Origin of the sequence: Natronomonas sp., from assembly GCF_036625485.1 — an archaeon.
Classification (GTDB): domain Archaea; phylum Halobacteriota; class Halobacteria; order Halobacteriales; family Haloarculaceae; genus Natronomonas.
Genome location: NZ_JAZKTR010000075.1, coordinates 1 through 11,626, shown reverse-complemented (window position 1 = coordinate 11,626; position 11,626 = coordinate 1). Strand labels below are relative to the sequence as shown.

At 67.5% G+C, this 11,626-nt stretch carries 13 protein-coding genes; 2 read left to right on the top strand and 11 right to left on the bottom strand.

The genetic code is table 11. The features are described from left to right. Positions 1-264: 264 nt before the first annotated feature. On the bottom strand, positions 265-432 hold the full coding sequence (locus V5A53_RS08770) for a DUF7331 family protein (RefSeq protein WP_332313224.1): 168 nt from the start codon (positions 430-432) through the stop codon (positions 265-267). 124 nt (positions 433-556) lie between these two features. On the opposite strand from V5A53_RS08770, the gene V5A53_RS08765 reads away from it, so the two are divergent. Continuing rightward, positions 557-796, top strand: coding sequence for a hypothetical protein (locus V5A53_RS08765; protein WP_332313223.1), 240 nt, complete (start codon positions 557-559; stop codon positions 794-796). A 163-nt stretch (positions 797-959) separates the two neighbouring features. Next, a complete protein-coding gene (gene thrC / locus V5A53_RS08760) occupies positions 960-2,276 on the top strand; it encodes a threonine synthase (RefSeq protein WP_332313222.1) in 1,317 nt (438 codons plus the stop codon). Here thrC and mnhG read toward each other — a convergent pair. The 10 genes from mnhG to V5A53_RS08710 all read right to left on the bottom strand — a co-directional run. Beyond that, positions 2,273-2,656, bottom strand: coding sequence for a monovalent cation/H(+) antiporter subunit G (gene mnhG, locus V5A53_RS08755; RefSeq protein ID WP_332313221.1), 384 nt, complete (start codon positions 2,654-2,656; stop codon positions 2,273-2,275). The genes thrC and mnhG overlap by 4 nt on opposite strands. Positions 2,657-2,717: 61 nt before the next feature. Then, a complete protein-coding gene (locus V5A53_RS08750; RefSeq protein WP_332313220.1) occupies positions 2,718-3,008 on the bottom strand; it encodes a monovalent cation/H+ antiporter complex subunit F in 291 nt (96 codons plus the stop codon). Next, positions 3,001-3,633: a Na+/H+ antiporter subunit E gene (locus tag V5A53_RS08745; RefSeq protein WP_442928588.1), complete on the bottom strand. Its 633-nt coding sequence runs from the start codon at positions 3,631-3,633 to the stop codon at positions 3,001-3,003. The genes V5A53_RS08750 and V5A53_RS08745 overlap by 8 nt, the downstream gene beginning before the upstream one ends. Positions 3,634-3,638: 5 nt before the next feature. Beyond that, the gene (locus V5A53_RS08740; RefSeq protein WP_332313218.1) at positions 3,639-5,228 is read right to left on the bottom strand and encodes a complex I subunit 5 family protein; all 1,590 of its coding nucleotides are present in this window, start codon (positions 5,226-5,228) and stop codon (positions 3,639-3,641) included. Then, complete coding sequence (locus V5A53_RS08735) at positions 5,229-5,570, bottom strand: sodium:proton antiporter (protein WP_332313217.1); 342 nt, start codon at positions 5,568-5,570, stop codon at positions 5,229-5,231. It lies immediately after the preceding gene. Then, positions 5,567-6,031 carry an MnhB domain-containing protein gene (locus V5A53_RS08730; protein ID WP_332313216.1) on the bottom strand — a complete coding sequence of 155 codons (465 nt, stop codon included), beginning with the start codon at positions 6,029-6,031 and terminating at the stop codon, positions 5,567-5,569. The genes V5A53_RS08735 and V5A53_RS08730 overlap by 4 nt, the downstream gene beginning before the upstream one ends. Continuing rightward, entirely contained in the window at positions 6,028-8,370 is a 2,343-nt protein-coding gene (gene mbhE / locus V5A53_RS08725) for a hydrogen gas-evolving membrane-bound hydrogenase subunit E (protein WP_332313215.1), read from the bottom strand. Before mbhE ends, V5A53_RS08730 begins: the two co-directional genes overlap by 4 nt. Positions 8,371-8,451: 81 nt before the next feature. Beyond that, positions 8,452-9,201, bottom strand: a complete 750-nt coding sequence (locus V5A53_RS08720; RefSeq protein WP_332313214.1) for a GTP cyclohydrolase IIa — start codon at positions 9,199-9,201, stop codon at positions 8,452-8,454. Beyond that, the gene (locus V5A53_RS08715) at positions 9,201-9,374 is read right to left on the bottom strand and encodes a hypothetical protein (RefSeq protein ID WP_332313213.1); all 174 of its coding nucleotides are present in this window, start codon (positions 9,372-9,374) and stop codon (positions 9,201-9,203) included. Before V5A53_RS08715 ends, V5A53_RS08720 begins: the two co-directional genes overlap by 1 nt. Positions 9,375-9,515: 141 nt before the next feature. Next, positions 9,516-11,626: prolyl oligopeptidase family serine peptidase (locus V5A53_RS08710; RefSeq protein ID WP_332313212.1), on the bottom strand; the 2,111-nt coding region annotated here is incomplete at its 5' end.

Sequence of the window (11,626 nt, the reverse complement as noted above, 5' to 3'; positions counted from 1 at the left end):
CCCTCGATGAGGTGAGCGGGGCGAAGCCCCGTGAACCCGGGGAAGGGCCGGTGCGGTTTCCTGGCGGACTGAAAGGGCGAGGCGCGCGAGACGCGAACGAAGTGAGCGTCTCGATATCGCGAACGGGGAGCGAAGCGACCCGTGAGCCCCGCTGGCGCCGGAGGGGAGTCGCTGAGCGGCCGCCAGCGCACCGAGGGCTTTCCGACTGTTCGTGGTCGAGTCGTCGCTAGGCTATACTAAAAAAGAATGCAGCATCACGCACGCCTAGGCCGCCGCTTCGAGGTCTACGGTGTCGTCGGATTGTATCCACGCCCGGTGGTTGTTTCGGTCATAGATGACGAACTCGCCGGATTCGAGTTCCATCTCGACACACTGGTCTCCGCGGACCGGTGGGCTGACCTCGCTGCCGTCGTCTTCGAGCGGCGGTGACATTGGTGTTTCACGGGCGGTATCGCCCTACAGAAGTGGGTTGGCGGCCGTGATTGATAAATGTTACCACGTACCAAGATTGGTGGCTTTGCAAGCGGTAAAGTGTCGCGGCCCCGTTCGAAGACGTATGGGTGGCTCGATAACCGTCAAATCCGGTGAATACACCGCGGAGGACCTCTTGGAGCGATTGCGTGACGGCCAGCGCCTCGTCGTCCAGACGGAGGTTCTCGGGAACTCCGAGGAGATGACGCTTCGCTACGACGGGGAGACCTACTACTGTGATACGCCGACGCGGCTCCACAAACACGACACCGCCGAGGAGATGCGGCAGTGCATGGAACACTACGGCTACGTCATGAGGGATTGATACGGACCGGTGTAGTCCATCCCCGGTCATCGACGACCCGCACTGGCGGATAGCGGTCTCTCGTTACAACGGTCCGTATGACTCCGAGACGGTCGAGGGACGAATGCCAGCAGAATCGACGTGAAACGGCCCCTTTTTGCGACTCCGTACCGCATGGCCACTAATGGCTGACCTCGCGCTCCCCGACAAGCCGACGGCGCCCGACGTCGCGACCGACGGTGTCTGGCTCCACTGTATCGAATGCGGCGAGCAGTTCGCCCCCTTCGAGGACATCATCTACACCTGTAGCGACTGTGGCGGCCTGCTGGAGGCCCGCTACGACCGCTATCCGACCTTCGACGATTTCGAGGGATCGGGCGTCTGGCGGTATAATGCCGCCCTCCCGTTCGAGGAAGGCGTCACCCTCCCCGAGGGCGACACGCCGCTCCACCGGGTGCCCCGACTGGAAGCCGACATCGACGTCCGGAACCTCCGCGTGAAACACGAGGGGATGAACCCCACCGGCTCGTTCAAGGACCGCGGCATGACCGTCGGCGTCCGCGTCGCCCAGGAACTCGGCGTCGGCCGTCTCGCCTGCGCCTCGACGGGCAACACCTCGGCGGCGCTTGCGGCCTACGGCGCCCGAGCCGACCTCGAAACGCTCGTCTTGCTTCCGGCCGGCAAGGTCGCGGCCGGCAAGATCGCACAGGCCAGCCTCCACGGCGCGCGCATCCTCGAGGTCGACGGCAACTTCGATTCGTGTCTCGACATCGTCCAGGACCTCGCGGACCGCGGCGAGGCCTATCTCCTCAACTCGCTGAACCCCTTCCGGCTGGAGGGCCAGAAGACCATCGGCCTCGAGATCCTCGAGGAGTTCCACGACGACCACGGCCGGTTCCCGGACCGGATCGTCCTGCCGGTCGGCAACGCGGGCAACACCGCCGCCCTCTACAAGTGCTTCCGAGAGATGGTCGCCAGCGGCGACCTCGCACCCGGCGACGTGCCGAAACTGACGGGCGTGCAGGCTGAGGGTGCGGCGCCGATGGTCGAAGCCATCGAGGAGGGCAACGAGGGGACTCGCCGCTGGGAGGACGTCGAGACCATCGCGACCGCCATCCGTATCGGCAACCCGGTCAACGCGCCGAAGGCCCTTCCCGGAATCCGGGAGACGGGCGGCACGGCCGTCGCCGTCTCCGACGAGGAGATAACCGACGCCCAGCGAACGCTGGCCGAGGAGGGCGTCGGCGTCGAACCGGCCTCGGCGGCCTCGGTTGCCGGCCTTCGGAAACTCCGCGATCAGGGCGTCGTCGGGTCGGGCGAAGACGTCGTCTGTCTCACCACTGGCCATCTGCTGAAGGACCCTGACGCGGCCGCCGCCGCCGGCAGCGACCCCCAACCCGTTCCGAACAGCACCGACGCCGTGCTGTCGCATCTCGCCGGCGAATCGGTTCCTGTGGGCGGTTCGGACGGCCTCCTCGCCCGGCTCCGGAACCTGCTTTAGGCGTCGCTTTCCTCCGCTTCGTCCTGCTCGACTTCCCGGTCGTTCTCCCCGCCTTTGCTCGGCCACGTGACGCCGCCGAGGAAGGGCACACCCGTCTTCTGGGCGGCCCGCGAGATCATGTGCGCGCCGGTCGGCACCGTCAGGAACAGAAAGAGGATGCCGACCAGCGAGGTGAGGCCGGCGCCGCCCGGTCCGAAGTGGACGAACCCGGCGACGAAGACGGCGGCCGTCCCTAGCGTCGTCGGCTTGCTCGTCGCGTGCATCCGATTGTAGACGTTCGGGAACCGCAGCAAGCCGATGGTCCCGACGGTAAGGAAGAAGACGCCGACGACGGCAAGGACGGCGGTCGTCAGGTGCCGTGCGGTTTCGAGTTCGACCATCGCTATCGGCCCCCTGTGTATCGGTTCGTCGTCGGTATCGAGTGGATCCGTGCCTGCATGGTTACTCCTGTCGGGTGATGATATCGCCTTCGGTGACGTATTTCGCGACCGTGACCGTCGAGAGGAAGCCGATGATGGCCAACACGAGGCTGACGGTCACGAAGAGGCCGCGGTCGGTCTTCAGCGCGAAGAGGACGGCGATGGCGACCACGTTCGTCGCGATGGCGTCCAGCGCGACCACGCGGTCCGGCACCGTCGGCCCGCGGATGACCCGATAGCCACAGAGCAGACACAGCGCCGCGGTCACGACGATGGCGGCGTCGATGACGTCGGCGGCGAGGGCCTCACTCATCGGAGTCCTCCTCCTCGCGCGAAGCGAGGTGTTCCAGCGGGTCCGCGGCGCTTTTCGGCTCCGGCGGGTAATCCGGCGGATGGATCCGTATCTCCGGGGCTTCGTCGCCGGGGTTGAGTCGTTCGTCGAAGATGTGGAGCGCGTAATCCTCCCAGTCGCGTATCGGCTCGACGACGGCGTCGATGTCCCGGCCGTCGATGACGTGGACGTAGAGGGCGTTCTCGTCGGGGTCGTGGTCCATCGTCACCGTCCCCGGCGTCAGCGTGATGCTGTTGGCGATGGTGGTGACCCCGAAGGCCGTTTCGACCCGCAGCGGGATGAGGATGACCTGTGGTTCGATGGCCGACCACGGGACGAGGGTCCGGTAGGCGACGTCGATGTTCGCCACGACGATCTCCTTGCTGAAGGCGAGGATATAGAAGACTATGTACAAGCTGATGGTGGCCGTCCGCCCGAGGTTGGCCCGTTCCTCGTAGAGCCGCCGGAAGACGTAGGCCACGGGCATGCCGACCGCGAGGCCGAACAGGAAGCTCCCGAGCAGGCCCCGCGGCGTCAGCGCCGCGCCGCGGACGAACATCCACAGGATGCCGAACAGTACTCCGGCGACCAGCCACCGTCGAGTGATGATCCTCATGTCTTGTCACCTCCGGGGTCGACCGCATCGACGTAGGCCTCCGTATCGAGAGCCGCCTCCGCGGCGGCGTCGGCGAAGGTGTAGACCGGTTCGAAGCCGACGCCGACGAGGACGACGAGCGCGGCGAGCGTCGCCACGACGGCGACCAGTTGGCGGTCGACGGGGTCGGTTTCGACGGCTTCGGTCGGCGCCCCCCAGAAACACTCGGTCCACGCCCGCGTCGAGTAGACGAGCGTCAGGAACGCGCCCGCCAGCAGGACGGCCAGCAGGCCCACCGAGGCGACCGTCGGGACCGCCGCCAACCGGGCGATCGCCGCCTCGAAGACGACGAACTTGCCGAAGAAGCCGACCAGTGGCGGCACGCCCATCAGCGAAAGCCCGCCGACGAAGAAGGTCGCCGCGAAGGTCGAAGACCGGTCGGCGAGTCCGCCGAGCTCGGCGATCTCGGTCGTCCCCGCCATATCGCGGATGACCGCCGTCGAGAAGAAAAGCAGGCTCTTGGTGAGGGCGTGATGCAGCGCGTAGATGAGCGCGGCCACCAGGGCGAGATGCCGCAGGGAGTCGCTGACCGTCGCGGCGGCGACCGCCACGGGCGCCGCGATGAAGCCGACCTGTCCGATGCTGGAGTAGGCCAGCAGGCTGTCGAGGTGGCTCCGACTGACGGCGCCGAGGCCGCCGACGAGGACGCTGGCGGCGGCCATGACCAGCAGGACGGGCGCGAGGAAAGCAAGCGGCGAGTCGCCGCCGAAGAATGGCGCGGATAGCGATGCGCCCGCGAAGACGGTGAAGTACACCCGGATGATGGCGTAGATGCCGACCTTCTTCGTCACGCCCGCGAGCATGGCCGCGATGGGAAGCGGCGCCGCCCGGTAGGCCGAGGGCACCCAGAACTGGAAGGGGACGAGGCCGGCCTTCAGCGCGAAGGTCGCGAGGACCAGCGCCGAGAAGCCGACGACGGGTGCGGTATCGATGGCCGACGGTTCGGCCAGCGTCACGGCCATGTCGGCCATGTTGAGCGTGCCGACCGTCGCGTAGAGGCCGCCGACCGAGAGCAACATGAAGACGCCGCCGAGGACGTTCAGGACGACATAGCGGGCCGCCGCCGCGGTGTGCTGGGCGTTGCCGTAGAAGGCGACGAAGACGTAACTCGCCATCAGCATCGTCTCGAACCACACGAAGAGGTTGAAGAGGTCGCCCGTGAGGAAGGCGCCGGTGACGCCCAAAAGCAGGAAGCCGAAAAGCGGGTGGTAGTAGACCTGCTGGTTTCGGGGATCGATGAAGAACACCGAGACGGCGGCGGCGTACAGCGCCACGACTGCGGTCATCGACAGCATGAACGCCGACAGCGCGTCGACGACGAGCGTGATGCCGAACGGCGCCGGCCAGCCGCCGATCTGATAGGCGAGCGCACCGGTCGCCTCGGGCGCGAAGACCGTCCGGTAGGCCAGCAGGCCAATCGTGGCGGCATAGACGGCCGTTCCAGCGACGGTTGCCCCGCGCTGGAGGCGCCACCGCCCCCGCAGCAGGAGCGCCACGGCGGCCATACCGAAGGCGACCAGCATGGGTGCGACGACGAGGTCCGCCATCTATGCCCACTCCCCGAGGTCCATGCTCTCGTTCTCCTGGTAGGCGCGATACGACAGCACCAGCGCGAAGGCGGTCATGCCGAAACTGATGACGATGGCCGTCAGCACGAGCGCCTGCACCAGCGGGTCGGCGGTCGCCGGGAACGGCGCGTGGTGGGCTTCGAGGACGGGGACGGTATCGCGGGTCCCCTCCCGGATTCCGCCCATCGTGATGAGGTAGACGTTCGCCGCCTGTGAGATGACGGCGACGCCCCAGACGACGTGAACGATGTCGTCTCTGAGCAGCAGGAAGGTCCCGAGCGCGAACAGCGCGCCGACCGCCGCCGCGATACCGACGGTCATTCGGCACCCACCACCGAGAAGATCGCCAGCAGTCCACCGACGACGACACAGTAGATGCCGATGTCGAAGACCAGCGCCGAGGCGAGTTCGACCTCGCCGTACAACGGCACGTCGTGGACGTAGGTGTACGTCTGGGTGAGGAAGGGCTCACCGAACAGCATCGGGACGACGCCGCTGGCGAAGGCCACGAGCAGGCCGAAGACGAACAGGCGTCGATAGGCCTCGACGGTCCGGTGTTCGAGGATGCCGATGCCGGGGTCGACCTCGCGGCCGAGGACGCCGACCTCCAGATAATCGAGGCCGTAGGCGACGTAGACCAGGGCGAAGGCCGCCACGGTCAGAACGCCGCCGATGAAGCCACCGCCGGGGGCGTTGTGGCCCTGCAGGAAAAGCGAGAGGGCGACGACCAGCACGATGGGGACGACGATCCGGGCCGTCGTCCGCATGATGGTCGTCGTCACTGGGTCTCACCCCGGTCGCGCATCTCGAGCAGTACCAACACCGACAGCGCGGCCAGCAGGACGACGGCGGACTCCCCGAGCGTGTCGAAGGCTCGGAAATCGGTCAAGATGACGTTGACGACGTTCGCCCCGCCGCCTTCGGGGACCGCGTTGTCGACGTAGTAGCGACTCGTCTCGGTCAACGCGGGGTCGGGACTGGCGATCAGCACCGAGACGAACGTCGTCACGCCGACCACCACCGAGAGGGCGATGTCCCTGACGGCGACGCTCGGGCGTATCTCCGAATAGAAGGCGGGCAACTCCTCGATGACGAGCAGGAATATCAGAAGGAGGAGCGTCTCGACGACCAGTTGGGTCAACGCGAGGTCCGGCCCGCTGGCGAGGACGTAGAAGACGGCGACCATGAACCCGAGGATTCCGAGCGTCAGCACGCCCGCGACGTGGGAGGGTGCGATGGTCACCGCCAGCGCGGCGACGACGGCCACCGCCAGCACGAGCAACAGTGCGGCCGGCGCCCGGGGCCCGGGAAGCGAGGGCTGGACGGCCGTCACCCAGTAGCCCAGCAGCGTCAGGCCGCAGGCGGTCCCGAGCGCCCACGTCACGTACGTCCGGAGCAGACCGTTGTGGACGACGGCGTCGAGTCGCGAACTCGCGGCGTCGAGGACCTTCAGCAGGTCGGCATACAGCGCCGCGGGTTCCAGCAGGGTCGCGCCGGATTCGACGCGGGCGATGGCCGCCCGAATCCGCTCCGAGAAGGGATACGCCCCGCCCCCGACGACCAGCGCGAGGACGCTCATGAGGACCGGCCCCGAAAGCGAGGTCGGGATGCCGGCGTGGATATCGACCGGTTCGAGCGTCGTCGCGCTCGCGGCGTCGTTGACGATGAACTCGAGGGCGAGGCCCGGAGCGACGCTGACGACGGCAGCCGCGACGGCGAGGAGGGCGGGCGGTGCCACCAGTAGAACCGACGGCCGGTGGGCGACCGCCGCGGTCTCGGGTTGGTCGCCGAAGAAGATGCTCAAAAAGCGCAGCGAGTAGAGGACGGTGAAGATGCTGGCGAAGACGGTGACGGCCGGGTAGAGCCATGCGAGGCCGCCGGAGGCGACCGCCGTCTCCCACGCCGCCTCGAAGAGTATCTCCTTCGAGTAGAAGCCGTTGAACGGCGGGACGCCGGCCATGCTCAGGCCGGTGACGACGGCGATGGCGGCGGTGATGGGCAACTCGCTTCGGAGACCGCCCAACTCGTCCAGCCGTCGGGTGCCGACCTCGTGGGCGACGACGCCGGCGACGAGGAAGAGCGCGGCCTTGAACAGGGCGTGGTTCAGCAGGTGGAAGGCGCCCGCCTCCGCGCCGTAGTGGGTCGAAAAGCCGAACCCGGCGACCATCAAGCCGAGGTGGCTGGCCGTCGAGTAGGCAAGCAGTTCCTTGATGTCGGTGGCGACGACGGCGAGGACGGCGCCGACGGTCATCGTCAGGAGGCCGACGGCCGCCAAAATTATGGTCCACTCCTCGCCGATGAACAGCGGCCGGGTCCGGCCGAGGACGTAGACGCCGACCTTGACCATCGTCGCCGAGTGGAGGAAGGCGGAGACGGGCGTCGGCGCGACCATCGCGTTGGGCAACCAGAAGTGGAACGGAACCTGCGCGGATTTGGCGCCCGCGGCGACCGCGAAAAGAACCAGCGCCGGCACGAAAAGCCCGGCTTCGGTCAGTTCCGCCCGCATCGCCTCGCGTTCGGCGAGCATCACCGCGAGGTCGAAGGTCCGCCCGCCGAGTGCCGGCCCGCTGACGACCGAAAGCAAGAGCAGTCCGGCCAGCAGACACAACCCGCCGCCGACGGTCACGAGCATCGCCATCCGGGCGGAGTACAGCGAGGTCTCGTCGTCGGTGTGGTAGCCGATGAGGACGAACGAGCAGACGCTCGTCAACTCCCAGAAGAGGAAGAGGGCGATCAGGTCCGAGGCGAAGGCGACGCCGAGAATCGACCCCAGGAAGGCCGACAGCGCCATATAAAAGCGGCCGAGGTCGGGCTTGCCGTGCATGTAGCGGCCGGCGTAGGTGAAGATGAGGACGCCGATGCCGCTGGCAAGGAGGGCGAAGAGGAGCGCCCAGCCGTCGACGTAGAAGCCCAGCGAGATATCCCGCGAGGGCACCCACGATACCGCGACGCTTCCCTGCCGGCCGTGCTGGGAGGCGACGAGGCCGAAGGCGACGGCGGCGGCGACGGCCCCGACGTAGCCGGCGGCGTCGCCGACGAGCCGGTATATAAGCGGCATCGCGGCGGCTGCGACGAAGGGCAGGAGGACTGCCGCGAGAACGACCGGTAGCTGCGGGTCCATCAGTTGTCCAACACCACTCGCGGCGGGGTTAAATTAGTATCCGGTCGGCTGGCCGCCGTCCGGCCGTTAGCCCACGGCGCGTCATCGCTCCGCGGAGGCCGTCGCCGCTGGGGTGATCGGCTTTCCCGTCTCCCGGCCGCGTTCGAGGGCGTGCTTCGCCCGGATGCCTGCATCCGTCGGCGCCTCGCCGACACCGATACCGACGCGCAGGTCGATGCCGACGCTGCGGGCCTCGTCGATGGCCGCCTCGTAGGCCGCGCGTTCGAGGGGCGAACAGACCGCGATGGCGTTGTCGCCGCCGACGAAGAACGTGAGTCCGCCCCGGTCGGCCAGCGAGTCGGCGACGGCGGCCATCCCGCCCGTAATCGACCGATAAGCCGTGTACGCATCCGTTGTGTCGGTGAACTCCCCGGTCGCGTCCACGACGTCGAAATGCGCGACCTCGACCGCATCGGTCGGACCCGTCTCACCCGCGAGGACGCGCCGTCGGTCGGCGTCCTGTGCGCTCCCCACCTCCTGGAGGGTGGCCGTCGCGGCCGCCAGTGCGTCCCGTGGCGTGTCGCCGGTACCGATGGCGGCGCTCGCCGACACCGGATAGTCCTCGTCGAGACGGCCGAGGAGGTCCCGGTGGGCCGACCGGTCCATGCCGGGGGTCAGCGCCACGATGTTGTCCCCACGGGCGTAGAAGGCGTAGCCGTCGTGGTCGCCGACGGCCTCCGCGATGTCGGCGTAGAGCCGCGACTGGAGCGTCTGGAGGTGCATCTCCGGTCGCGGTTCGGGCGTCGTCGTCCACGGGCCGTAGTTGTCGAGTTGGAACAGCGTCGCCTGCATTACGCCTCCACGGCCTCCCCGCGAGCGTACTTCGCGAGCACGTCGTACTCGGCGTTGACGGCGAGACTGTCCCCGGGTTCGCGGTCGAAAGGCGCATCGATGGCCACGCGAACCCCGTCGCGGCGGTCGACGTTCCGTACCGTTCCGGTCGCTTCGATGATTCCGGTGTACACGATAAAGCGGCGGACCCGATTCCCTATGAAGGTTCCTAAATTAGTTATGCATAACAAATTCGTTATAGTGGTGTCGCAATACCTCGTAGTCGGTGGTAGACCTGTCGCTGGCGGGGTTGGCGTCGCCTGAAGAAGGGCCGCTCAGGCCGGTCGGGCTTCGCGTTCCCCTTCGGTCGTCTCGTCTTCGAGTTCGTCGAGGCGGAGTTCGTGGACCGTCTCGCCTTCGGGGATGTCGAGGTCGTAGGTGCCGAAGGCGCTGGCGAGGGTGATCGCCGCCGGTTCGTCGCTTTCGGTTCGGACCGTAATCTCCGCTTTGGGATCCAGTCCCGCTTCCTCGACCCAGACCGTCGCCGACTCGACGCCGTCCAGTTCGATCTCGAGGGCGTTTTCGGGCGGCCGTCGAGCGTCGATGGGCGGGGTCTCCCACTGGACGCCGCGGGCGAGATGGGGCCGCGGTTCCGTCCCGAGGCGCCGGAACGAACCGATCTCCGGCGGTGCGTAGCCGTCGGCCAACGAGGTGGCATCGACGAGGCCGGAGCGTTCGCTCTTGCGGGTGACGATATCCGACACCCAGTAGGCCCCGTCGTGGACGAGGCCGACCTCGGGGTGGTCCAACTCCGGCATCTGTCGGTAGGTGACTCGCCGGGGATTCCGGATGACCTTCCCGCTCCCGATGAACTCGGGGATGCCGTCCCAGCGGTCGTGGTGGCCAAGCGAGAGGTGGGTGTCGGCCGGGAAGACGTTGAACTGGTAGCGGTAACCGTGGGTTTTGAGGCGGCGGGCGTAGTTGTCCGGCGAGAGGACGGGCACCAGCGGGTCCCCGACGCTGTTCCACAGCAGCATCGGGACGTGCCGGAGGTTGTCGGCGATATCCAGCGCGCTCTCGGGTTTTTCGGTGAAGACGTTGAGGAAGTCGCCGCCGCCCTCGCCGCCGAAGAGCCCCTCGGTCAGGCGAGCGGGCGATTTCAGCCAGCCGTCGGTGACGGCCTCGATGGGGTCCTCCGAGGGCGGGCCGACCACGGAGAAACCGCGGCCAAAGAGGTCCGGACACTGGGCGGCGAGCATGCTGGTACCGAACCCGCCCATCGAGTAGCCGCCGATGGTGACCCGCGAGCGGTCGATATCGAAGCGGGTCTCGAGGTCGCGCCACGCCTCGAAGATGTCGAGTTCGGCCTCCCGCTTGTACCAGCGGCCGGGGCCGCGGGCCTGCGGCATCATGATGATGGCGCCGGTCTCCCCGGCCAGCGATTCCAGCAGGTTCGGCGTGTAGACGGCGTACTGCGTGTAGGAGCAACTCAGCGAATGGAGCAGGAGGATTAGCGGGGCCGGCTCTTCGAGGTCCTCGGGGAGGTAGACGTTATATGGCTGAATCCGGCCTTCGAGGATGTCGTGGTCGACGTCGATTCCTTCCCCGAGGTAGTACCGGGATGGGTACATGAAGGAGCAGACGCCGGAATCGGGCGTATTGCGCTCGTCGGCCCCCTCGCGGAGTTTTCCGAAGTCGATGTCGGTGCCGAACTTCGAGATGTCACGTTCCGCCAGCGCCATCGCCTGCTCGTGTTCCCGCCAGTTCCCCTCCCCGAGGACGCGCGGCGAGCGGTCGAGGAACATGTCCAGCAGGTTGTGGCCGAGGCCGGTGACGTCCACGAGGTCGAAGAGGCCGCGACCGATGTCGACGGGCCCGAGGTTCCGTCGATACGGTTCGTCGAACCGGAAGCCGACGTTGAAAATCGGGGGCAGGTCGTCGTTCCGTCGGGCGCCGCCGGGGGTCTCCTCGTCGGGATTGACCGCGACCTGTTTGAATTCGCCGGCGTCGGCGTCCCACAGGCCGACGGCGACGTAGTGGCGCCACGTCTCGGTCTCCGGATCAAGCGGGATCTCGACTTCGATCTGTCGCCGTCGCACGTCGACCTTGACGCGGTCGTCGTCGAGCGGTTGGCCGTCGAGTTCGGCGCCGGTACCCCAGGTGACGAGGCGGTGGTCGACGGGGGCGCCCAACTCGCCGAGACCGTAGCCCCAGTCGGTCCGGCGGTCGGACGAACGCGTCATGCTCGGGTCGGCCTTCGTGTCGATGCCGACGGCGACGGCGGCGGCATCGGGTTCCAGCATCGTGTTGAGGGTGATGCGGTAGGCGACGCCGTCGTCGGTCGGTCGGGCGCGGAACTCCAGGAGGTCCGCCGCGTTGTACCCGTAGGTCTCGGGGTCGTTCGGATAATGGTAATCGCCGGTCGACTGGGAGAGTACACCGCCGA